The sequence below is a fragment of the Microbacterium sp. BG28 genome, from assembly GCF_034044005.1.
In the GTDB taxonomy this organism is placed as follows: Bacteria; Actinomycetota; Actinomycetes; order Actinomycetales; family Microbacteriaceae; genus Microbacterium.
On the sequence record NZ_JAXCHA010000002.1, the window covers coordinates 678,320 to 701,006 of the forward strand.

Consider the following 22,687-nt stretch of genomic DNA (forward strand, 5'->3'; position numbering starts at 1 on the left):
TCGTGCCCGCTCAGGGATACCTGTCGAAGCGGGCGCCCTCAGGTCGGGAACGCTCGATCGTGAACACCAGCAGGACGATCGCCCCGATCAGCGGAATCAGCAGGATGAAGAACCACAGCCCACTGCGATCGGTGTCGTGCAGACGGCGCCAGGTCAGGGCGAGACCGGGTAGCAGGGTGAGCAGCGAATAGAGGGCCGCGACAGCCCCGATGACCGTCGTCACGCCTGCCTCGGACTGAGCGCCGTTCCACACCACGTAGGGTGCCGGCCATGCCGAGAACGTCAGCGGGGCGCCGGCGGCGGTCGAGACGATCTGGAATCCGATCCCGACCAGAGTGTTCGTCAGCACCCACCACCAGAACTCACTGCGGCTCGCCCTGCCCGCGAACGTCGCGTACTTGAGGAAGTACCGCCCGATCGCCTGCGGCCACGTCGCGCCGTAGAGCGGGTGCGACAGGGGGATCGTGGAAGAGCTCACCTCGGCGACGCTACGCGAACAGCACCGGCCTCGCGAGCCGGACTCAGCGACGTGTACCGTCGGCGAGGGCGCGAGCGGTGCGTCCCAGCTCCTCGAGTCCGCCATCACGAAGCGCCCGCACCAGGGCGGTGCCCACGATCGCGCCGTCGGCGTACTCCAGGACGCCGGAAACCTGTTCCGCATTCGAGATGCCGATGCCGACCGCGGCGTGCTCCACACCCCGCTCGCGCAGTCGCGCCACGAGCGTGCGGGCGGCCGCATCCAGCTCGGCGCGCTCCCCCGTGATCCCCATCGTCGAGACCGTGTAGACGAATCCCGTCGAGTTCTGCACGACGAGCTCGAGCCGCTCGTCGCTCGAGGTGGGGGCGGCGAGGAAGATGCGATCCAATCCCGTTCGTTCGCTCGCCGCGATCCATTCGGCCGCGGCGTCGGGGGTGATGTCGGGAGTGATGAGTCCCGCTCCCCCGGCCGCGAGCAGGTCATCGGCGTATCGATCGACGCCGTACTGGAAGACGGGGTTCCAGTAGGTCATCACGACGACGGGAACGTCGACGCGGCTCGCGATCTCCTTGATCGCCGGGAAGAGGTGGCGCAGGCGGAAGCCTGCGGCGAGAGCGGCCTGGGTCGCCTCCTGGATCACCAGGCCGTCCATCACCGGGTCGGAGTACGGCGGACCGAGCTCGATGATGTCGGCACCGTTCTCGGCGAGCACGACGGCCGCCTCGATACTGGTGGCGATGTCGGGGAACCCGAGCGGAAGATAACCGACGAACGCGCCGCGTCCCTGGGCGTGGGCGGCCTCGATGGCCGCGGCGACGCGTGAGGTCACAGTTCGGTCCCCTCTCCCCGTGCTTCGTCCGCCGCGGGCGGAACGTCGACCGGCGACCCCTCGTCGCCGTCGGCGTCGTAAAGGTCGAAGTAGCGGGCCGCCGTGTCCATGTCCTTGTCGCCGCGACCGGACAGGTTGATGGCGATGACCGCGTCGGGGCCGAGTTCCTTGCCGATGCGCAGCGCACCCGCCAGCGCGTGCGCCGACTCGATGGCGGGGATGATGCCCTCGGTGCGCGACAGGAGACGCAGCGCTTGCATGGCCTCGTCGTCGGTCGCCGGGATGTATGACGCACGCCCGATGTCGGCCAGCCACGCGTGCTCGGGGCCGACGCCCGGGTAGTCCAGGCCCGCCGAGATCGAGTGGGACTCGACGGTCTGGCCGTCCTCGTCCTGGAGCACATAGGTCTTGGCGCCATGAAGGATGCCGGCGCGGCCGCGTTCGATGGAGGCAGCGTGCTTCGGCGTGTCCACCCCGTCGCCTGCCGCTTCGACGCCGTAGAGCGCCACCGACTCGTCATCGAGGAACGCGTCGAACATGCCGATCGCGTTCGAACCACCACCCACGCACGCGAACACGGCGTCGGGAAGCCGGCCCACCTGCTCGAGGAGCTGCGCACGTGCCTCCTCGCCGATGATCTTCTGGAAGTCGCGCACGAGGGCGGGGAACGGATGCGGACCCGCCGCGGTGCCGAAGATGTAGTTCGTCGTCTCCACGCTCGCCACCCAGTCGCGGTACGCCTCGTTGATGGCGTCCTTGAGGGTGCGTGAGCCCGTCGTGACCGGGATGACCTCGGCGCCCAGCAGCCGCATCCGCGCGACGTTCAAAGCCTGCCGCTCGGTGTCGACCTCGCCCATGTAGATCGTGCACTCGAAGCCGAACAGCGCCGCGGCCGTCGCGGTCGCGACGCCATGCTGGCCGGCGCCCGTCTCCGCGATGACGCGGGTCTTGCCCAGACGCTTGGTGAGCAGAGCCTGCCCGAGCACGTTGTTGATCTTGTGCGAGCCGGTGTGGTTGAGGTCCTCACGTTTGAGGAACACGCGTCCGCCGCCCGCGTGGGCGGCGAATCGCGGTACCTCGGTCAGCACCGACGGACGTCCGGCATAGGAGTGCAGCAGCTCCGCGAACTCCGCCTGGAAGGCGGGGTCCACGATCGCGGACTCGTAGACGGCGGTCAGCTCGTCGATCGCGGCGATGAGCGACTCGGGCATGTAGCGCCCGCCGTACTGACCGAAGAAGGGTCCTTTGACATCGCGCAGACTCATGATCCAGCCTCCAGAAAAGCGTGCAGGGTCGCGACCGGTTCCGAGGTCACGAGAGCCTCGCCGATGAGGACGACGTCCGCGCCGCCGGAGCGGTAGTGGCGCACGTCGTCGGGAGTGAGAACCGCCGATTCAGCGATCTTGATCGCGCCGCTCGGGAACGAATCGGCGAGACGGCCGAACAGATCGCGATCGAGTTCGAAGGTGCTGAGGTTGCGCGCGTTCACCCCGATGAGACGTGCTCCGAGATCGGATGCGCGAGACAACTCCTCGGCGGAGTGCGTCTCCACGAGCGGCGTCATGCCCAGCTGGAGAACGAGATCGTGCAGCTCGGCCAGGAGCGGCTGCTCGAGGGCCGCGACGATCAGCAGCACCAGGTCTGCCCCGGACGCCCGGGCTTCGAGCACCTGATAGGGCGTGGCGATGAAGTCCTTGCGCAGCACCGGGACCGAGACGCGCTCGCGCACCGCTTCGAGATCGGCGAGGCTGCCCTTGAACCTGCGCCCCTCCGTCAGCACCGAGATCGCGCTCGCGCCGCCCTCTTCGTAACGGAACGCCTGGAAGGCAGGATCCGGGATCGCCGCCAGATCGCCGCGGGACGGGCTGGCGCGCTTCACCTCTGCGATGATCTTCACGCGGTCCGCGGGGGCGAGCGCGGCGAGGGCATCGAGCGCAGCGGGACGGCTCAGCGCGGCGCGTTCCACTGCCGCCAGAGGCGTGCGCGACTCGCGCTCGCGGGCATCCTCGACTGCGCCGGCCGTGAGGTCGGCGAGCACCATCAGTGCTCTTTCGCGACGTACTTCGGGCCGTTGACGCCCCAACCGGCGCGGGCCAGGGCCCACCCGACGATCAGGCCACCCAGGAGCAGACCGACCGACGCCCAGACGAGCACAGGCATGTCGAGAACGAAGAACACCGTGCCCAGCGCCACGGCGACGAGCATGATCACCACGGCCGTCCAGGCTGCCGGGGAGTGTCCGTGGCCGGGGTCGTCGATGGAATTGCTCATGTCTCTCCTTCGGGTGCGGCCACGTGACGGCCGGATCCAGTCTAGCGGGGCGAGTCGGGGAAAGTCGGATCGTCGCCGCGTGAGAGGTCGTCCCACGAGTCGATCGCGTCCAGCGGCGCGTCGTCGGCGACGGCCGTTCGGCGGCGCGGTGCGTCGTACTTTCGCCCCCCGCCCGGCCAGCGCCAACCGGTGACGAGAACGAAGGAGCCCGCCACCAGCAGCACGAGCCCCGCGAGGAGCGAGGCGAGGGGCCACCCGGTCACGCTCGTGCTCGCGACGAGTGCCGCCACCGACGAGTCACCGGTGATGCCGGTGGTCTCCGTCACACTCGGGGCGTAGGCGTCGACGGGGGCATCGAAGGCGACGGGCGCTGTGAGCAGGGCGATACCGATCGCCGCAGCCACCGTCAGAGCGCCGAAGACGATCCGCAGTACCCGGCCGACGATCGACAGCGCAGCGCCCAGCGCGAGCACAGCGAGACTCAGCGGCGTGAGCACGGGGATCGCCGCCGTCCCCGCGACCGTGACATCAGCGGCTGCGCCGTCCGTCAGCGAGACGTGGATCCAGGTCTGCGTGGCGGCCAGCGTGCTCACAGCCCCCGCCCCGAGGATCGCCAGTACGGCGCTCGAGCGCGCGCGACGGATCACTCGCCGCCTCGCACGGGGTCGAGGTCGTCGGCGTCGAAGCAGGTCCGTGTGCCCGTGTGGCAGGCGGGGCCGGTCTGTTCGACGGACAGCAGCACGGCGTCGCCGTCGCAGTCCAGCCGGGCGCCGTGCACGACCTGGATGTGCCCCGAGGTGTCGCCCTTGCGCCAATACTCCTGCCTCGAGCGCGACCAGTAGGTGGCGCGGCCCGAGGTGAGCGTGCGACGCAGCGCCTCCGCATCCATCCAGCCCATCATGAGCACCTCGCGGGTGTCCCACTGCTGCACGATCGCCGCGACCAGCCCCTGGTCGTTGAAACGGACCCGGGCGATGCGCTCTTCGACGCTCTCGCTCACCGCCGCACCTCGATCCCCTCGTCGACCAGCGCATCCTTCACGTCGCCGACCGTGAGCTGACCGGAGTGGAAGACGGATGCGGCCAGCACGGCGTCTGCGCCTGCGCGGATCGCGGGCGCGAAGTCGCCGACGTGACCGGCGCCGCCGGAGGCGATGACCGGCACGCGGGAGATCTCCCGCATCAGAGCGACGAGCTCGAGGTCGAAGCCGTTCTTCGTGCCGTCGGCGTCGATCGAATTGACCAGCAGCTCGCCCGCACCGCGCTCGATCGCCTCGCGCGCCCATGCGAGAGCGTCGAGCTGCGTGAGCGTGCGGCCGCCATGAGTCGTGACGGCGAATCCCGAGGGCATCCCCTCGGCACGCTTGACGTCCAGCGACAGCACGAGCACCTGCGCACCGAAGCGGTCGGCGATCTCGTCGATCAGGGCAGGACGGGCGATCGCCGCGGAGTTGACGCCGATCTTGTCCGCACCCACCGCGAGCAGCCTCGCGACGTCCTCGTCGGAGCGGACGCCACCGCCGACCGTCAGCGGGATGAAGACCTCTTCCGCCGTGCGTCGCACGACGTCGTAGGTCGTCGCCCGCTCGTCGACGGTCGCCGTCACGTCGAGGAAGGTGAGCTCGTCAGCGCCCTGTTCGAAGTAGAGCCGTGCAAGCTCGACGGGGTCGCCCATGTCGCGGAGGTTCTCGAAGTTCACGCCCTTCACCACGCGCCCCGCCGCCACATCCAGGCACGGGATGACTCGGCAGACCAGACTCATCAGAGCCTCGCCGCGTGGATCTCGGTCACGAGGATCGCCCTCGCACCGATCGCGTAGAGCGCGTCCATGACTTGATTGACGCCCTTGCGCGGGCTCATGACACGAACCGCCACCCAGGACGGGTCCCGCAGCGGCGAGATCGTCGGGGATTCGATCCCGGGGGCGACGGCGATCGCGTCGTCGACGAGATCGGCGGGCAGGTCGTAGTCGATGAGCACGTACTCGCGCGCGACGATGACGCCGCGCAGGCGGCGCAGCAGCGTCTCGAGTCCCGCGGGCTCCTGCGCGCCGGTGATCAGGACCGCGTCCGACTCCAGGAGGACCGGCCCGAAGATCTCGAGCCCGGCCTGGCGGAGCGTGGTGCCCGTGGAGACGACGTCGGCCACCGCATCGGCGACGCCGAGTTCGACGGCCGACTCCACGGCGCCGTCCAGCGGCACGAGATCGACGGCGACACCGTGCTCGTCGAGGTAGGCGTCGACGAGACCGGGGTAGGCGGTGGCGACCCGCATCCCCTCGAGGTCGGCGAGTTCCGTGAACCGACCGGGGGGGCCGGCGAAGCGGAACGTGGAGCCGCCGAAGCCGAGCGCCTCGATCTCGCGAGCGCCCGGCATGCGGGCGTCCAGCAGCAGGTCGCGACCGGTGATGCCGACATCGAGCGCACCCGAACCGACGTAGGTGGCGATGTCCTTGGGACGCAGGTAGAAGAACTCGACGTCGTTGAGCGGGTCGATGGCGTGCAGATCCTTGGGATCGCGACGGCCCTTGTAGCCCGCCTCGGCGAGCATGGCCGCCGCGGTCTCGGAAAGGGAGCCCTTGTTGGGCACGGCGATTCTCAGCATGGGAAAACTCTCGGGAAGATGACGGATGCGGCGGGTGCGGGCATCAGAGATGTCGGTACACGTCCGCCGGTGTCAGGCCCTTGGCCAGCATGAGCACCTGCAGGTGGTAGAGCAGCTGGGAGATCTCCTCCGCCGCTTCCGCGTCGCTCTGGTACTCGGCGGCCATCCAGACCTCCGCCGCCTCTTCGACGATCTTCTTGCCGATCGCATGCACACCGGCATCCAGCTCCGCGACGGTGCCGGATCCGGCCGGTCGCGTCCGGGCCTTGAGCTCGAGCTCCGCGAACAGGTCGTCGAACGTCTTCACCGTCCTAGGGTACCGTCCGGCGACCGGCGCGGATGTCGCCCTCAGTGGCGATGCGTCCTCACGGCGGCCTGTGCCCGGAGCCCGGCGATCGCCGCATCCGGATCCGCCGCGCCGAACACGGCGGATCCGGCGACGAACGTGTCCGCGCCGGCGGATGCCGCCTGCTCGATGGTGGTCGGCGCGATGCCCCCGTCGACCTGGAGCCAGACCGCGGACTCGACCCGACGCGCGGCGTCGGCGAGGCGGGCGAGCTTGGGCATCGTCTCGGGCATGAACGACTGTCCGCCGAAACCCGGCTCCACGGTCATCACGAGGATCTGATCGAACTCGTGCAGCAGCTCCAGAAGCGGCTCTTCGGAGGTACCGGGCTTGATCGCGACTCCGGCGCGTGCGCCGATCTGACGCAACCGTCGCGCGAGCCCCACCGGGTCGGCGGCCGCCTCGAGGTGGAACGTCACCGAGGCTGCGCCCAGTTCCGCGTAACCGGGCGCCCAGCGGTCCGGGTCGTCGATCATGAGGTGCACATCCAGCGGCACAGGGCTCGTCGCCTGCACCCTCTCGACCATCTGCGGACCGAAGGTGAGGTTCGGCACGAAGTGGTTGTCCATCACGTCCACGTGCACGAAATCGGCACTGGAGATACGGCCGAGCTCCGCCTGCATGTTGACGAAGTCTGCGGCCAGGATGGATGGGTTGATGCGGGGAGCGCTCACCCTGCCATTATCGGCGACGCTCACGCGCGCCGTCGAAGGAGCGAGATCGACATCGCGTCCGTGCCGTGGCGGTGAGGCCACAGCTGGGCGCGTCCAGCGCCGTCGGCGGGCGCGGGCAGATCGAGGGGCTGGCTCGCCACGTTCTGCAGCACGGCGCGGGCATCGAGCTCCTCGATGTCGTCGCCTCGGCGCTGGCGCACCTCGGCCACGACCGCGCTCGTCTCCGCCAGGTGGGGCGAGCAGGTGACGTAGGCGACGATGCCGCCGGGCGTCAGCGCATCGAGGGCGCTCTCCAGCAGCTCCCGCTGCAGGCTCGCGAGTGCTGCCACGTCTGCCGGCGACTTGCGCCAGCGCGCCTCCGGCCGCCGACGCAACGCACCCAGGCCCGTGCACGGCGCGTCGACCAGGATGCGGTCGTAGCGGGCTCGACCGGCACGCGAACGCCCGTCCTCCTCGCTGACCGCGACGTCGGCCGGCACCCCCGCGAGAGCCTGACGCACGAGGCCCGCGCGGGCCGGCGCGATCTCGTTCGCCTCCAGCAGCGCACCGCCCATGAGGGCTTCTGCGGCGAGCAGGGCGGTCTTGCCGCCCGGCCCCGCGCACAGATCGAGCCACCGCTCCCCTGGGGTGACGGGCAGGGCACGGCTGAGGGCGAGCGCCGCCAGCTGCGAGCCTTCGTCCTGCACTCGGATGCGGCCGCCGGCCGCGCGGATCACCGGCTCGGGATCACCGCCTGCGGAGAGCGCGCCAACCGGCGAGTACCGCGTCGGAGCGAGCTCGGCGGGCCGGTCGGCGAGACCCGGAAGCACCGCAAGTGAGACCCGTGGCGACGCGTTGTCCGCGCGCAGAAGGTCGTCGAGTTCGTCGGCGCGCCCCTCTGCGGCCAGCGCCCGACGGAAGGCGCGGATCACCCAGACCGGGTGCGCATACGCGAGTCCCCGTCGTTCGTCGTCCGAACGCGCCGCCGCCTCGATGCGGGCGAGCCACTCCCCGGGCGTGTCGCGGGAGATCCGCCGGAGCACGGCGTTGACGAATCCCGTCGGCGCTGCGCCGATCGTCTCGCGTACGAGCGCGACCGTCTCGTGCACGGCCGCGTGCGAGGCGATCCGAGTCGACAGCAGCTGGTGCGCGCCCAGCCGCAGGGCGTCGAGAACATCCTCGTCGATCTCGTCGGTGGGACGCCCCGCCGCCGCCTCGATGATCGCGTCGTAGGTGCCCAGGCGCCGGAGGGTCCCGTAGGTCAGCTCGGTCGCGAGCGCCGCGTCCTTCGCGTCGAGCCCTGCGCGTGAGATCTCGACCGGCAGAAGCAGGTTCGCGTAGGCATCGGATGCGGCGACCGCGCGCAGCGTGTCGAAGGCCACGCGGCGGGGATCTGAACGGCTCACGACGCCACCAGCCCCGCCGTCGCGCGGAGACCGCGCAGCCAGTCGCCCGCGGCCATCGCCCCCTTGCCCGCCGGTTGCACGCGCACGAGCGCCACGGGGTCGGTGGCGGTGCCGACGAGCACCTCGGACTGCACGGCGCGGATCGCGCCGGGAGCCAAGGCTGCGGCGTGCTCCGCGCGATGCATGTCGTGGATCTTGACGCGCACGCCGTCGACCGTCGTGAAGGCGCCGGGTTCGGGCGTCGTACCCCGGAAACGCGCCAGCACCGCATCCGCCGCCTGCGTCCAGTCCAGACGGCCGTCCTCCGCGGTCAGCTTTGTCGCGTACGTGCTCTCCCCGACCTGCGGGACTCCGCGGGCCGTGCGCGCCGCCAACTGGTCGACGATGTCGACGAGCACCGCAGCGCCGTCTCGCGCGAGATCCTCCAGGACGCGTCCGGCGGTGGCTGTCGCGGGGATGCGGTAGCGGGTGCCGCCGTATACATCGCCCTCGTCGAGACCCGCGGTCAGCTGGAAGACGTTCGTGCCGGTCTCGCCGTCTCCGGCGATGAGCGCCCGCTGCACGGGCGCGGCTCCGCGCCAGCGCGGCAGCAGCGAGAAGTGGAGGTTGATCCATCCGAGTCGCGGCGTGCTCAGCAGCGGCTGCCGGACGAGGCCGCCGTACGCCACGATCACGCCCAGATCCGGTTCGAGCGCCGCGATGCGCTCGGTCGCCTCCGCATCCAGCCGGTCGGTCTTGAGCACCTCGAGGCCCAACTCGGCGGCCGCGTCGGCGACGGGCGACGCGGTGAGCACGCGCTTGCGCCCCACGGGCGCGTCACGGCGCGTGACGACGCAAGCGAGATCATGATCGGTGGCGGCCAGGGCGCGCAGCGAAGCGACGGCGGGTTCGGGCGTTCCCGCGAAGACAAGACGCATCGGGTTCCTCACAGCTCGGGATCGGGCACGTCCACCCGAACTCTGAGTGTATTCCGGCTCCGCGCGGGGGCCCGGCCGCGTGCACGACGCGCGCGGACGGCGTCGGCGATGACCGCCGCCCGCAGCGGACCCGTCACGGCCTTGCCGTGGCCGTAGTCGAAACGCACGAGGGCGCGCGAGCGGGGCGGGTCCTCCCCGAGGATCTCAGCAGGCCCGAGGACGGCGTCCGGGTCGAGGGAGGGGACCTCGGCCCGCAGCTGCGCGAGCGCGCCGTGGACGGTTCGCGGCTCGCCCTCCACGACGGCGACCCGCACCGCGGGCGGCAGATGCAGCACCGCGCGGTCGGCCAGCTCCGAGCGGGCGTACGCGGCCTGCGTCCACGTCGCCAGGGCGCGAGCGAGCGGACCGGCGACCCCGGTGAGCAGCACGGGCGCGCCCGGCGCCGTCAGGGCCGCGGCGTTCGACCACCACCGCAGGCACGACTCGCCGATGCGCAGGTCCTCGGCGAGCAGCATCCGGTCGCCGTCCAGGAGCAGCACCGCGCGGTACCCGCCTTCCGCGATCGGTTCCGCCCCCCGGGTCGCGATGACCAGAGCAGGGCGGTGCTCGACGCGCGCGACCGGATGGTCGCCGTCGGCCACGATCACGCGCGTCCCGGGGAACGCCCGACCGAGCTCGTCCGCGGTGCGCTCACTCCCTGACGATGCGAGGCGCAGGTTCTGCCCCTCGCAGACGGTGCACTGCCAGCCGGCGATGCCCCGTCCGCACCAGGCGCATTCCGGAGGCCGGCCCTGTCTGCGCACGCGGAGCGGACCCGAGCAGTGCGCGCAGCGCGCGGGTGCTCGGCAGGAGGAGCAGACCACCACCGGCGCGTACCCGGGGCGCGCGACCTGGACCAGTACCGGTCCATCCATCAGCGCGTCGCGCACGGCCTGGAACGCCGTGGACGGGATGCGTGCGTGCGCGACCGCGTCGGATGTCGCCGTCAGGACGACGCGCGGCGTCACGCGACGTGCCGCCGCCAGGTGGCGGAACCACCCGATCTGGACCAGCCGCTCGACATCCGTGGTGCGCGTGTGGCCGAGGACGAGCAAAGCGCTCTGTTCGCTCTCCTGCCGCAGCAGTGCCACGTCGCGCGCGTGCACACCGGGGCTGAGCGGCTCTGCGAGCAACGGATCACCATCGTCCCAGATCACGACGAGACCCGTGTCGCTCGTGGGCGCGTAGACGGCGGATCGGTTTCCGACCACGATGCAGGGAGCCGCCGCGAGGGTGCGCAGATACGCACCGTAGCGTGAGGGCCCGGTCTGCCGCGCATCGGACTGCACGAGCGCGTTCGGCGGCACGCGCCCCGCGAGCGCGGTCATCACCTGCTCCTGATCGCGGTGGTCGGGAACGACGATGACGACGCTGCGCCCCGCCGCGAGGGTGATGGTCGCCGCGGCGGCGATCAGTACCGCCCACGATCCGACCGTGCCGCCCCCCGCGAGCTCCACGACGCGCGGCGTCGCATCCACGGCGAGGCGTTCACCGGCGCGGATGCCCTCGGCCAGGTGCGGAAAGGCCGCGAGGACCTCTTCGGCGGTCTTCACCGCGTCGGGATGGGGTGCCTCGACGACAGGCTCGGGCGAGTGCAGCCATGCCTTCTCGGCACGCACCATCCGCTTCGGCACGGCGAGGCGGAGCACGTCGGACGCGGAGCCCGCGGCTCGATCGGCGACGCGCCGGGCGAGATTGTAGAGACTCGGAGGCAGGACGGGCATCGGTGAGACCACGCTGTCGAGCTCCGAGAGCGGACGCTCGTGGTCCGTCTCCTCGCCGCGTTCGACGAGGAACCCGTCGACGACGCGGCCGGCGCTGCGCAGCGGTACGCGCACACGCACCCCGGGCACGGCGTCCTCGTCGAACTCCGGCGGGATCGCGTAGTCGAAGAGGCGATCGAGCTGCGGCAGCGGCGAGTCGAGCAGCACGCGCGCGACGGGCCGAGAGGGGCCGGCTGCCCCGGTCATCTCAGAGCCCGGCTGCGGCGCGCAACTCGTCGACGCGGTCCAGACGCTCCCAGGTGAACTCGGGGAGCTCGCGGCCGAAGTGACCGTAGGCGGCGGTGGCCGAGTAGATGGGACGCAGCAGATCCAGCTGGTCGATGATGGCCTTGGGCCGCAGGTCGAAGACGTCGAGGATGGCCGCCGTGATGGTCTCGTCGCTCACATGCCCCGTGCCGAAGCTCTCGACGTAGAGGCCCACGGGACTCGCCTTGCCGATCGCGTACGCGACCTGTACCTCGAGGCGCTCGGCGAGACCCGCCGCGACCGCGTTCTTGGCCACCCAGCGCATGGCGTACGCGGCGGAGCGGTCGACCTTGGACGGGTCCTTCCCGCTGAAGGCCCCACCGCCATGGCGTGCCGCTCCCCCGTAGGTGTCGATGATGATCTTGCGACCGGTCAGCCCGGCATCCCCCTTGGGGCCGCCGGTCACGAAGGGGCCGGCGGGGTTGATGTAGTACTGCACATCCGGTGTGTCGAGCCCGGTGTCGGCGAGGACGGGATCGATGACATCCCGACGCACCAGCTCGCGCAGCTCGTCCTGACTGATGTCCGGATGATGCTGCGTCGAGAGCACGACCGACTCGACCGTCTTGGGCGTGTGGCCGTCGTAGCCCAGAGTGACCTGCGTCTTGCCGTCGGGACGGAGGAATTCGAGGGTTCCGGATCGGCGCACCGCGGCCAGGCGCTCGGCCATCCGGTGCGCGGTCCACGCCGCCATGGGCATGAGCTGCGCCGTCTCGGTCGTGGCGAAACCGAACATGATGCCCTGGTCCCCGGCGCCCTGTTCGTCGCGCGGATCCACCGATCGTCCCTCGCGCTGCTCGAATGCCTGATTGACGCCGGCCGCGATGTCCGAGGACTGCGCGCCGATCGAGACCGAGACGCCGCACGAATCGCCGTCGAAGCCGGTGTCGCTGGAGGTGTATCCGATGCGGTTCACGACATCGCGCACGATCGCGGGGATCTCGACGTAGGCACGCGTGGACACCTCACCGGCGACGTGTACGAGACCCGTCGTCACCAGGGTCTCGACGGCGACACGGCCGGTCGGATCCTCCGCGATGATCGCGTCGAGGATGCTGTCGGAGATCTGGTCGCAGATCTTGTCCGGATGCCCTTCGGTGACGGACTCGGACGTGAACAGACGCAGCTCGGTCATCGCAACTCCCACTCGAGATGTGAGGGACACCCCTCACTGTGACGCTCCCCCCGGACACGGGAGTGCCGGGGGGAGCGTCGAGGTGATCAGATCACTCGGCGTGACGCAGCCGCAGCTTGTCCTCGTTGATCTCGTGCAGCGCGATCGTCAGCGGCTTGTCCTCGATCGTGGAGTCCACGAGCGGACCCACGTTGTCGAAGAGGTTGCCCTCGTGGAGATCGGAGTAGTAGTCGTTGATCTGACGCGCCCGCTTGGATGCGTAGATGACGAGCTGGTACTTCGAGTCGACCTTGTCGAGAAGGCTGTCGATGGGGGGCTCGATGATGCCCTGGTTGGTCCCAGCCATGGCGGTACCTCCTGGTTCGGGGATGTCGGCGGAGAGTCGTTCGACGACGACGCATCACGACGGACGCGCGGAAGCCTTCGTCAATTCTACGACCTCGCGCGCCGCCTCGGCGACTTCTGCGTTCACGACCCGGTAGTCGAACTCCCCCTGAGCCGCCAGTTCCACCCGCGCGGTGCGCAGGCGTCGCGCGCGTTCCTCGGCATCCTCGGTGCCTCGCCCGACCAGACGCTGCACGAGCTCGTCCCAGCTGGGCGGGAGCAGGAACACGAGTGCGGCGTCCGGTGCGGCCGCCCGCACCTGCCTCGCGCCCTGCAGATCGATCTCCAGCAGAACCGTGCGACCGTCGGCCAACGCGCGTTCGATCGGCCCGCGGGGCGTGCCGTACCGGTACTTGTTGTGCACGGTCGCCCACTCCAGCAGTTCTCCGCGCGCGATGAGATCGTCGAAGGCGTCGTCGTCGACGAAGAAGTAGTGCGTCCCGTCGACCTCGCCCGGACGGGGCGGGCGCGTGGTCGCCGAGACCGAGAGGAGGATCTCCGGATAGTGCTCCTGGATGTGTGCAGCCACGGTGCCCTTGCCGACCGCGGTCGGGCCCGCGAGGACGAGAAGGCGGCTGCGGGCGGCGCGCGGCTGCGGTTCCGGGAGCCGCCCGTCGAGCCACTGCTGGAGCGCGGCGCGCTGGCGCACCCCGAGACCGCCGAGACGCTTGACGGGCGAGATGCCGAGCTCGGCGAGGATGCGGTCGCGCTTGCCCTCGCCGATGGCGGGCAGGGAGGTGAGGAACTCCGGCACGCGCAGCGTTCCTGAGGCGGATACGGGGTCGGCCACCGCGCGACGCAGCACTTCCTGACCGCTGATCACGCGCGTGGCGAGGTCTCGCTTGAGGGATGCACGGGCGCGACGCGCCTCGACGGCTCGTCGCGATGCGGCGGCCCGGTCGACCTCCGGGGGCGTTCGACTGTCAACCACGGCGAACCTCCGAATAGAGCGCGCGTCTCTCGTCGATGCGGGCGACGAGGCGGGCGGGACCCGCCGACAGGATGCTCCTGCTCTCGCTGGCGACGACCTGCGCCGCCACATAGCCGAAGAGTGCGCCGAGATCCGACGGCTGAGCACCCTGCGCACCGAAGCCCGGCGCCAGGATGGGCGTACCGGCGAGCACCGTGTCGGTGAGTCCGAACGATGTGCGCTGCAGCGTCGCCCCCACCACCACGCCGACGGGGCCCAGGGCTCCCGCGCTTCCCACGTTGTACGAGCCGACCTCGCGAGCGACGCGGGCTGCGATCGGCTCGTCGTCGCCCGCGGATGCATCCACCGTGATGGCGGTCTGCACGGCCGCGGCCTCGCGGTTGCTCGTCGCAGCGAGCACGAACACGCCCTTGTCCGTCCGGATCGCGCGAGTGATGGTCTCGTGCAGCGACTCCGGTCCGAGATACGGGCTGAGGGTGAGCGCGTCGGCTTCGAGGGGCGAACCCGGCTCGAGCCACGCGGCGGCGTAGCCGTCCATCGTCGTACCGATGTCGCCGCGCTTCGCGTCGGCGATCACGAGCAGGCCCGCATCCCGGGCCGCCCGGAGCACATCCTCGAGCGCGGCGTAGCCCGCCGATCCGAACCGCTCGTAGAAGGCGACCTGCGGCTTGACGACGCCCACTCGCCCGGCCGCCGCATCCACGACGCGCAGGCCGAACTCGCGCACCCCGGCGGCATCCTCGCCGAGGCCCCAGGCGCGCAACAGCTGTGCGTGAGGGTCGATCCCCACGCACAGCTGGCCGTACTCGTCGAGCGCGGCCTGCAGTCGCGTTCCGAAACCGGCTGCGCTCACGCGCGTGCCGCCCGCTCCACCGCGTACTCCTGGAGGCTCTTCACGTCGAAGCCCTCGCGCAGCACGGGCAGCGCGCTGACGGCGGCGCCGAGCACGGCCATCGTCGTGAACAGGGCTTTGTCCGCGGCGACCGCGGCCGCGCGGATCTCGTACCCGTCCGCGCGCGCCAAGCCGCCGCTGGGCGTGTTGACGATCATGTCGATCTCGCCCGCGTTGATGAGGTCGACGATGTTCGTCTCCCCCGTCTCCTGGGTGGCCGAGTACTTGTTGACGGTGCGCACGGCGATGCCGTTGCGGGCGAGGATCTCCGCCGTTCCCTCCGTCGCCACGAGCTCGTAGCCGAGTTCCTGGAGGCGGTGCGCCGGCAGGATCACGGCGCGCTTGTCGGCGTCGGCGACGGAGATGAACACCGTTCCCGACAGGGGCATACCACCGTAGGCGGCCTGCTGGCTCTTCGCGAACGCCGTCGGGAAATCGCGGTCGAATCCCATGACCTCTCCGGTCGAGCGCATCTCGGGCCCGAGAACGGAGTCGACGGTCTGGCCGTCCTTCGTGCGGAACCGCTTGAAGGGCAGGACGGCCTCCTTGACGGCGACGGGCGCGTCCAGCGGGACGCGTGAGCCGTCCTGCTCGGGCAGCATCCCCTCGGCCTTGAGCTCGGCGATGGAGCTGCCCGCCATGATGCGGCTGGCCGCCTTCGCGAGCGGGATGCCGAGCGCCTTGGAGACGAAGGGCACCGTGCGGCTCGCGCGGGGGTTCGCTTCGATCACGTAGAGCACGCCCGCACTGATCGCGAACTGCACGTTCAGCAGGCCCCGCACGCCCACGCCCTGGGCGATGGCTAGCGTCGCCTCACGGACACGGTCGACGTCGGTGCGGCCCAGCGACACGGGCGGGAGGGTGCAGGAGGAGTCGCCGGAGTGGATGCCGGCCTCCTCCAGATGCTCCATCACCCCGCCGATGTACAGCTCCTCGCCGTCGAACAGGGCGTCGACGTCGAGTTCGATCGCGTCGTCGAGGAACCGGTCGACGAGAAGGGGGAGCCCGGGGCCGATGATGGCCGCGTCGGCGATGCGGACGAAGTAGTCGCGCAGCGCCTCCGTCGAGTAGACGATCTCCATGCCGCGGCCACCGAGCACGAAGCTCGGGCGCACCAGCACCGGGTAGCCGATCTCTTCGGCGACGCCCACCGCGCCGTCGACGTCGATCGCCGTGCCGCTGCGCGGCGCGACCAGGCCCGCGTCGTCCAGCAGGCGCGAGAACAGCTCGCGCTCCTCCGCCAGGTCGATCGCGGCGGGGCTCGTGCCCAGGATGCGGTAGCCCGCCGCCTCGATGCCCTTCGCGAGGCCCAGCGGCGTCTGGCCGCCGAGCTGGCAGATGACGCCGAGGATCTCGCCCGAGGCGCTCTCGGCGTGCAGCACCTCGAGGACGTCCTCGAGCGTGAGCGGCTCGAAGTAGAGGCGGTCGCTCGTGTCGTAGTCGGTCGAGACCGTCTCGGGGTTGCAGTTGATCATGACCGTCTCGTAGCCCGCATCCGAGAGCGCGAAGCTCGCGTGCACGCACGAGTAGTCGAACTCCACCCCCTGACCGATGCGGTTCGGGCCCGAGCCGATGATGACGACCTTCGTGCGCTCCGAGGGCGACACCTCGGTCTCGGCGTCGTAGCTCGAGTAGTGGTACGGCGTGAGAGCGGGGAACTCCCCGGCGCACGTGTCGACCGTCTTGTAGACGGGCCGCAGCCCCAGGGCGTGACGGATGCCGCGCACCTCGGCCTCGCCGATGCCGCGCAGCTCGGCGATCTGCAGATCGCTGAAGCCGTGCTCCTTCGCGACCCGCAGCACCTCGGCGTCGAGCTCGCCGGACGCGCGCACGAACTCGGCCACCTCGTTGATGAGCGCGATCTGGTCGAGGAACCAGGGGTCGATCGCCGTCGCCTCGAAGGCCTGCTCGATCGTCGCGCCCTTGCGCATGGCCTGCTGCAGCACGACGATGCGGCCGTCGGTCGGGGTCGCTGCGATCTCCAGCAGTTCCTCGACCGAGCGCTGCTCGTCGCCCCAGTGGAAGCTGGAGCCGCGCTTCTCCAACGATCGCAGCGCCTTCTGCAGGGCCGTCGCGTAGTTGCGCCCGATCGCCATCGCCTCGCCGACCGACTTCATGGTGGTCGTGAGGGTGGTGTCCGCCGCGGGGAACTTCTCGAAATTGAAGCGCGGCACCTTGACGACGACGTAGTCCAGTGTCGGCTCGAAGCTCGCCGGGGTCACCTTCGTGATGTCGTTCGGGATCTCGTCGAGGCGGTAGCCGATCGCGAGCTTGGCCGCGATCTTGGCGATGGGGAATCCCGTGGCCTTGGACGCCAGCGCCGAGGAGCGAGAAACGCGCGGGTTCATCTCGATCACGATGATGCGACCGGTCACGGGGTCGACGGCGAACTGGATGTTGCAGCCGCCGGTGTCGACACCCACGCGACGGATGATCTCGATCCCGATGTCGCGCAGCTTCTGGTACTCGCGGTCGGTCAGCGTGAGCGCGGGGGCGACGGTGATCGAGTCCCCCGTGTGCACGCCGACGGGGTCGACGTTCTCGATCGAGCAGACGACGACCGTGTTGTCGGCCGTGTCGCGCATGAGCTCGAGCTCGTACTCCTTCCACCCGAGGATGGACTCCTCAAGGAGCACCTCGTTCGTGGGCGAATCGTGCAGACCGGCGCCGCCGATGCGGCGGAGATCGGCCTCGTCGTACGCGAAGCCCGACCCCAGGCCGCCCATGGTGAACGAGGGGCGCACGACCAGCGGGTAACCGAGCTTCTCGGCACCGGCGAGGAGTTCGTCCATGGAGTGGCAGATGACGGAGGCGGCCACATCCGCCCCGGCCTCGATGACCAGCTCCTTGAAGATCTGGCGGTCCTCGCCCTTGTTGATGGCTTCGAAGTTGGCGCCGATGAGCTCGATGCCGTACTTCTCCAGCACACCGTTCTTGTGCAGATCGATCGCCGCGTTGAGCGCTGTCTGGCCGCCGAGCGTCGGCAGGATCGCGTCGGGGCGCTCCTTGGCGATGATGGTCTCGATGACACGCCAGTTGATGGGCTCGATGTAGGTCGCATCGGCGAAGTCGGGGTCGGTCATGATCGTGGCCGGGTTGGAGTTGACCAGGATCACGCGCACGCCCTCGGCGCGCAGCACACGGCATGCCTGGGTGCCGGAGTAGTCGAACTCGCAGGCCTGACCGATGACGATCGGGCCGGAGCCGATGACGAGGACGGAGCGGATGTCGTCGCGCTTGGGCATTACTTGGTGTCCTTCTTGCTCTGCTCGGCGATGACCATGTCCCGGAACCGGTCGAAGAGGTAGTTCGCGTCGTGCGGGCCGGCGGCGGCCTCCGGGTGGTACTGCACGCTGAACGCGGGGATGTCGAGGGCGCGCAGCCCCTCGACGACCTGGTCGTTGAGGCCGACATGGCTGACCTCGACGCGGCCGTAGCCGTTCGGGCTGTCGCTCACTCCGTCCAGCGGCGCGTCCACGGCGAAGCCGTGGTTGTGCGCGGTGATCTCCACGCGCCCGGTCGTGCGGTCCATGACGGGCTGGTTGATGCCGCGGTGACCGAAGGGCAGCTTGTACGTGCCGTAGCCCAGCGCTCGTCCCAGCAGTTGGTTGCCGAAGCAGATGCCGAAGAACGGCAGGCGGTCATCGAGCACCGCGCGCAGCAGCTCCACGTGATCGGCGGATGCCGCCGGATCACCGGGACCGTTGGAGTAGAACACGGCGACGGGATCGATCGCCCGGATCTCCTCGATCGTCGCGGTCTGCGGCAGCACGTGCACGTCGAATCCACGAGCGGCGAGGTTCTCGATCGTCGCCTGCTTGACTCCGAGGTCGAGCACGGCCAGGTTGCCGACGCGCTCGGCGGTCGCGGGGGTGATCTCGGTCTCGACCACAGAGACGGATGCCGACAGGTTCTGCCCCGCCATCGCGGGCGCCTCGCGCACGATGCGCAGCTGTTCCTCGGGGTCGATCGCTGCGGCGTCGCCGGAGAAGATCCCCCCGCGCATGCTGCCGGCAGAGCGGATGTGGCGCGTCACGGCACGGGTGTCGATCCCGCTGATCCCGACGATGCCGTCGTTCGTCAGCGCGTCGTCGAGCGACTCGTCGGCACGCCAGTTGGACACGACGCGAGAGGGGTCGCGCACGATGTAGCCGGCGACCCAGATGCGCCGCGACTCGGGGTCCTCGTCGTTGACACCGGTGTTGCCGATGTGGGGCGCGGTCTGCAGGACGATCTGTCCCGCGTAGGAGGGGTCGGTGAGGGTCTCCTGGTAGCCGGTCATACCGGTGGCGAAGACGACCTCGCCGAGGGTGGTCCCGGTGGCGCCGTAGGCGCGGCCGGTGTGGCGGGTGCCGTCCTCGAGGACGAGGACAGCCGGTCCGGTGCGGAAGAGAGTCATACGTCGTTTCCCGTCGAGGTGGGGTGGGGCAGGATCGCGTCGAGGGCGGCGGCGACCGCGCGTGCCGAGGCATCCTGCGGGCGGAAATAGGAGTCGACGAGCGTGTCGTCGTCGATGCGCCAGGTGAGGCGGGCGAGCCCGTCGCGTTCGACCACGCGGTCGATCGTGACGGTGGCCTGCTCGGCGGACACGAGGCGCGTTCTGTCGATGAACACCGGCTCGCCGCCGTGGGCAACAAGTGCCACGCCGGCATCGGTGATCAGGAGGTCGGCCTTGGCGCGGAATCCGAGCCCGCGAACGGCGAGGCGTTCCAGGGCGGTGTCATGCGCGGTCGTCGCGACATACAGGCCGGCGAAACGTGCGAGCGTCTCTGCCTCAGCGGGCGGCGAACCGAGCGGCGCGGCAAGGCCGCTGTCTCGTCGCACCCGTCGCAGCCAGCCCCAGAGCATGAGACCGATCAGGAGCAGCGCAACAGCGAGCATGACCAGCAGCGCGCCCTCCCGGCTCATGCGTTCACCTCCGTCGCATCCACCACGACGCCGTCACGCACCGTCGCCACGCCGGCGCGGAACGTCCATCGCGTCGAACCCGGCAGCTCGCGCCCGAGGTAGGGCGAGTTGGTGCTGCGTCCACGAAGGTCGTCGACCGCGAAAGTCGCCCGGACGCTGTCGTCGTACAGCGCCAGATGGGCCGGCTCGCCCACGGCGAGAGGACGGCCGTGTCGCTGCAAGCGACCGATCGCGGCGGGAGCGCTGCTCATGACGCGAGCGACGTCCGCCCAGTCGAGCAGCCCCGTCTCGACCATGGTGTGGTGCACGACGCGCAGGGCGCTCTCGAGTCCCACCATGCCGTTGGCCGCGGCCTGCCACTCGCAGGCCTTCGCCTCGGCGGGATGGGGTGCGTGATCGGTCGCGACGATGTCGATCGTGCCGTCCGCGAGGCCCTCTCGCACCGCTTGCACGTCCTCGTCCCGACGCAAGGGCGGGTTCACCTTGAACCGCGCGTCGTATCCGCGAACGAGTTCTTCGGTCAAGAGCAGATGGTGCGGGGTGACCTCGGCGGTCACCGCGATACCGCGCTTCTTCGCCCAGCGGATGATATCCACGCTGCCCGCCGTGGAGAGGTGGCAGACGTGCAGGCGCGAGCCGACGTGCTCGGCGAGCAGGACGTCGCGGGCGATGATCGATTCCTCCGCGACGGCCGGCCACCCGGTGAGACCCAGCTCGGCGGAGACGGCACCCTCGTTCATCTGGGCGCCCTCGGTCAGACGCGGATCCTGCGCGTGCTGCGCGATCACGCCGTCGAACGCCTTCACGTATTCGAGGGCGCGACGCATGATGAGCGGATCGAAGACGCAGAAGCCGTCATCGCTGAACACGCGCACGCGCGCGCGGGAGTGGGCCATGGCACCCAGCTCCGCCAGCCGCTCGCCCTTCTGTCCGACCGTGACCGCCCCGATGGGCTGCACGTCGACGAGGCCCGCTGCCTCGCCGAGCGCGAGCTCCTGCTCGACGACTCCGGCCGTGTCCGCGACGGGTGATGTGTTGGGCATCGCGAACAGCGCGGTGTACCCGCCGGCGGCGCCCGCACGCGAGCCGGTGAGGATGGTCTCCGAGGCTTCGTACCCGGGCTCCCGGAGATGCGTGTGCAGATCCACCAGACCGGGAAGGGCGACGAGGCCGTCGGCGTCGATGACCCGGGCTCCGGCTCGGCTGAGGCTGCTGCCCATCTCCTGGATCAGGCCGTCCGCGACGACGAGGTCGACCGCAGCGGCACCGACCGGCCGCACGCCGCGGATCACGTACGTTCCGCTCATGACGCACCTTCTTTCTCGAGGGCGGGGCGTTCGCCCGCAAGCAGCAGGTACAGCACGGCCATCCGCACGGATACGCCGTTGGTGACCTGCTCGAGCACCGTGGATCGCGGCGAATCCGCCGCCGCAGCGGAGATCTCCAGACCGCGGTTCATCGGCCCAGGGTGCATGACAATGCTATCGGCCGGCAGCGCGTCGAGACGCTCGCCGTCCAGTCCCCAGGCTCTCGCGTACTCGCGCTCGGTCGGGAAGTACGCCGCGTTCATCCGCTCGAGCTGGATGCGCAGCATCATGAGCGCGTCGGGGCCGGCGGCGATGGCGCGGTCGAGGTCGTACTCGATCGCCGCGGGCCACGCGGACACGTCCTGCGGGATGAGGGTCGGCGGCCCGACGAGAGTGATCCGCGCGCCCAGCGTGTGCAGCAGCCATACGTTGGAGCGTGCGACGCGCGAGTGCAGGATGTCACCGACGATCGCGACCGACACGCCGGAGAGGTCCCGGCCGCGGCTCTCGGCGCCGAAGAGGCGCTTGCGCAGGGTGAACGCATCCAGCAACGCCTGCGTGGGATGCTCATGCGTGCCGTCGCCGGCGTTGACCACGCCGGCGGTGATCCAGCCGCTCGTGGCGAGGGTACGAGGAGCCCCGGAGGCGCCGTGCCGGATGACGACCGCATCCGCTCCCATGGCCTGCAGCGTCTGGGCGGTGTCCTGCAGGGACTCCCCCTTCGACACGCTCGAGCCCTTGGCCGAGAAGTTGATGACGTCGGCGGACAGGCGCTTGGCCGCCGCTTCGAAGGAGATCCGGGTGCGGGTCGAGTCCTCGAAGAAGAGGTTCACCACCGTCTTGCCGCGCAGCGTCGGCAGCTTCTTGATCTCGCGCTGCTGCGTGTCGGCCATGTCCTCTGCGACGTCGAGGATACGCAGGGCCTGCTCACGGCCGAGCGTGCGGGTGTCCAGCAGGTTCCTCATGACTCGATCGTCACCTCCTCGACGCCGTCGGTCTCGGCGAGACGGACGTTGACGCGCTCGTCGCGTGCGCTCGGCAGGTTCTTGCCGACGAAGTCGGGGCGGATCGGAAGCTCGCGATGACCCCGGTCGATCAGTGCAGCCAACCGCACCGCTGCGGGGCGTCCGATGTCCTGGAGCGCGTCGAGAGCAGCTCGGATGCTCCGCCCGGAGAAGAGCACATCGTCGACGAGGACGACCGTGCGCTGGTCGATGCCGCCCGCGGGGATGTCGGTGCGGTGCGGCGCACGGGTGGGGTTGCTGGCGAGGTCGTCGCGGTACATCGTGACGTCGAGAGCGCCGACAGGCACCGGTGAGCCGCCGAAGTCGGAGACCAGGGCACCGATGCGGCGGGCCAGCGGCACCCCTCTCGTCGGGATGCCGAGGATCACCAGTCCCTCCGGACCGCGGTTGGACTCCAGGATCTCGTGGGAGATCCGAGTCAGGGCTCTGGCGATGTCGGCCTCATGCAGCACGGTTCGCGTGCTCATCCGCCGCTCCCTTCTCCGCCTCTCAGGACGGGGTTAAAGGTTGCTGGGGTTTGCGGGACAGACTAT

23 protein-coding genes and 1 pseudogene are annotated in these 22,687 nt (G+C 70.2%); all 24 read right to left on the bottom strand.

What is annotated here, in order from left to right:
* Nucleotides 1-10 precede the first annotated feature (10 nt).
* Nucleotides 11-478 (bottom strand): DUF805 domain-containing protein, encoded by a 468-nt coding sequence (locus SK224_RS09160; RefSeq protein WP_320434400.1) that lies wholly within the window; start codon nucleotides 476-478, stop codon nucleotides 11-13.
* A 43-nt stretch (nucleotides 479-521) separates the two neighbouring features.
* Complete coding sequence (gene trpA / locus SK224_RS09165; RefSeq protein WP_320434401.1) at nucleotides 522-1,307, bottom strand: tryptophan synthase subunit alpha; 786 nt, start codon at nucleotides 1,305-1,307, stop codon at nucleotides 522-524.
* Complete coding sequence (gene trpB, locus SK224_RS09170) at nucleotides 1,304-2,572, bottom strand: tryptophan synthase subunit beta (RefSeq protein ID WP_320434402.1); 1,269 nt, start codon at nucleotides 2,570-2,572, stop codon at nucleotides 1,304-1,306. Before trpB ends, trpA begins: the two co-directional genes overlap by 4 nt.
* The gene (gene trpC, locus SK224_RS09175) at nucleotides 2,569-3,345 is read right to left on the bottom strand and encodes an indole-3-glycerol phosphate synthase TrpC (protein WP_320434742.1); all 777 of its coding nucleotides are present in this window, start codon (nucleotides 3,343-3,345) and stop codon (nucleotides 2,569-2,571) included. The genes trpB and trpC overlap by 4 nt, the downstream gene beginning before the upstream one ends.
* Nucleotides 3,346-3,347: 2 nt before the next feature.
* Nucleotides 3,348-3,578, bottom strand: coding sequence for a DUF6704 family protein (locus SK224_RS09180; protein WP_320434403.1), 231 nt, complete (start codon nucleotides 3,576-3,578; stop codon nucleotides 3,348-3,350).
* 41 nt (nucleotides 3,579-3,619) lie between these two features.
* Nucleotides 3,620-4,225, bottom strand: coding sequence for a Trp biosynthesis-associated membrane protein (locus SK224_RS09185; RefSeq protein WP_320434404.1), 606 nt, complete (start codon nucleotides 4,223-4,225; stop codon nucleotides 3,620-3,622).
* Nucleotides 4,222-4,578 (bottom strand): phosphoribosyl-AMP cyclohydrolase, encoded by a 357-nt coding sequence (hisI, locus tag SK224_RS09190; protein WP_320434405.1) that lies wholly within the window; start codon nucleotides 4,576-4,578, stop codon nucleotides 4,222-4,224. The genes SK224_RS09185 and hisI overlap by 4 nt, the downstream gene beginning before the upstream one ends.
* Complete coding sequence (gene hisF, locus SK224_RS09195) at nucleotides 4,575-5,339, bottom strand: imidazole glycerol phosphate synthase subunit HisF (RefSeq protein WP_320434406.1); 765 nt, start codon at nucleotides 5,337-5,339, stop codon at nucleotides 4,575-4,577. The genes hisI and hisF overlap by 4 nt, the downstream gene beginning before the upstream one ends.
* A complete protein-coding gene (hisG, locus tag SK224_RS09200) occupies nucleotides 5,339-6,181 on the bottom strand; it encodes an ATP phosphoribosyltransferase (RefSeq protein WP_137416986.1) in 843 nt (280 codons plus the stop codon). Before hisG ends, hisF begins: the two co-directional genes overlap by 1 nt.
* A 43-nt stretch (nucleotides 6,182-6,224) precedes the next feature.
* Entirely contained in the window at nucleotides 6,225-6,488 is a 264-nt protein-coding gene (locus SK224_RS09205) for a phosphoribosyl-ATP diphosphatase (RefSeq protein ID WP_274288155.1), read from the bottom strand.
* Nucleotides 6,489-6,529: 41 nt separating this feature from the next.
* Nucleotides 6,530-7,201: a ribulose-phosphate 3-epimerase gene (rpe, locus tag SK224_RS09210; RefSeq protein ID WP_320434407.1), complete on the bottom strand. Its 672-nt coding sequence runs from the start codon at nucleotides 7,199-7,201 to the stop codon at nucleotides 6,530-6,532.
* 20 nt (nucleotides 7,202-7,221) lie between these two features.
* Entirely contained in the window at nucleotides 7,222-8,586 is a 1,365-nt protein-coding gene (locus SK224_RS09215; protein WP_320434408.1) for an RsmB/NOP family class I SAM-dependent RNA methyltransferase, read from the bottom strand.
* The gene (gene fmt, locus SK224_RS09220) at nucleotides 8,583-9,503 is read right to left on the bottom strand and encodes a methionyl-tRNA formyltransferase (protein ID WP_320434409.1); all 921 of its coding nucleotides are present in this window, start codon (nucleotides 9,501-9,503) and stop codon (nucleotides 8,583-8,585) included. Before fmt ends, SK224_RS09215 begins: the two co-directional genes overlap by 4 nt.
* An 8-nt stretch (nucleotides 9,504-9,511) precedes the next feature.
* Nucleotides 9,512-11,512 carry a primosomal protein N' gene (locus tag SK224_RS09225; RefSeq protein WP_320434410.1) on the bottom strand — a complete coding sequence of 667 codons (2,001 nt, stop codon included), beginning with the start codon at nucleotides 11,510-11,512 and terminating at the stop codon, nucleotides 9,512-9,514.
* Between the two features lies 1 nt (nucleotide 11,513).
* On the bottom strand, nucleotides 11,514-12,707 hold the full coding sequence (gene metK / locus SK224_RS09230) for a methionine adenosyltransferase (protein WP_320434411.1): 1,194 nt from the start codon (nucleotides 12,705-12,707) through the stop codon (nucleotides 11,514-11,516).
* A 91-nt stretch (nucleotides 12,708-12,798) separates the two neighbouring features.
* On the bottom strand, nucleotides 12,799-13,053 hold the full coding sequence (gene rpoZ, locus SK224_RS09235) for a DNA-directed RNA polymerase subunit omega (protein ID WP_137416980.1): 255 nt from the start codon (nucleotides 13,051-13,053) through the stop codon (nucleotides 12,799-12,801).
* Nucleotides 13,054-13,107: 54 nt separating this feature from the next.
* A complete protein-coding gene (gene gmk / locus SK224_RS09240) occupies nucleotides 13,108-14,022 on the bottom strand; it encodes a guanylate kinase (protein ID WP_320434412.1) in 915 nt (304 codons plus the stop codon).
* Nucleotides 14,015-14,875 (bottom strand): orotidine-5'-phosphate decarboxylase, encoded by an 861-nt coding sequence (gene pyrF / locus SK224_RS09245; RefSeq protein WP_320434413.1) that lies wholly within the window; start codon nucleotides 14,873-14,875, stop codon nucleotides 14,015-14,017. Before pyrF ends, gmk begins: the two co-directional genes overlap by 8 nt.
* The gene (gene carB / locus SK224_RS09250; protein WP_320434414.1) at nucleotides 14,872-18,159 is read right to left on the bottom strand and encodes a carbamoyl-phosphate synthase large subunit; all 3,288 of its coding nucleotides are present in this window, start codon (nucleotides 18,157-18,159) and stop codon (nucleotides 14,872-14,874) included. Before carB ends, pyrF begins: the two co-directional genes overlap by 4 nt.
* Nucleotides 18,159-19,313, bottom strand: coding sequence for a glutamine-hydrolyzing carbamoyl-phosphate synthase small subunit (carA, locus tag SK224_RS09255; RefSeq protein ID WP_320434415.1), 1,155 nt, complete (start codon nucleotides 19,311-19,313; stop codon nucleotides 18,159-18,161). Before carA ends, carB begins: the two co-directional genes overlap by 1 nt.
* Nucleotides 19,310-19,822 (bottom strand): hypothetical protein, encoded by a 513-nt coding sequence (locus tag SK224_RS09260; protein WP_320434416.1) that lies wholly within the window; start codon nucleotides 19,820-19,822, stop codon nucleotides 19,310-19,312. Before SK224_RS09260 ends, carA begins: the two co-directional genes overlap by 4 nt.
* Nucleotides 19,819-21,129 (bottom strand): dihydroorotase, encoded by a 1,311-nt coding sequence (locus tag SK224_RS09265; protein ID WP_320434417.1) that lies wholly within the window; start codon nucleotides 21,127-21,129, stop codon nucleotides 19,819-19,821. Before SK224_RS09265 ends, SK224_RS09260 begins: the two co-directional genes overlap by 4 nt.
* Nucleotides 21,126-22,094 (bottom strand): aspartate carbamoyltransferase catalytic subunit, encoded by a 969-nt coding sequence (locus tag SK224_RS09270; RefSeq protein ID WP_320434418.1) that lies wholly within the window; start codon nucleotides 22,092-22,094, stop codon nucleotides 21,126-21,128. The genes SK224_RS09265 and SK224_RS09270 overlap by 4 nt, the downstream gene beginning before the upstream one ends.
* Nucleotides 22,091-22,624 (bottom strand): annotated as a pseudogene (pyrR, locus tag SK224_RS09275) (bifunctional pyr operon transcriptional regulator/uracil phosphoribosyltransferase PyrR); the annotation flags it as partial. The gene SK224_RS09270 and the pseudogene pyrR, both read right to left, overlap by 4 nt.
* Nucleotides 22,625-22,687 lie beyond the last annotated feature (63 nt).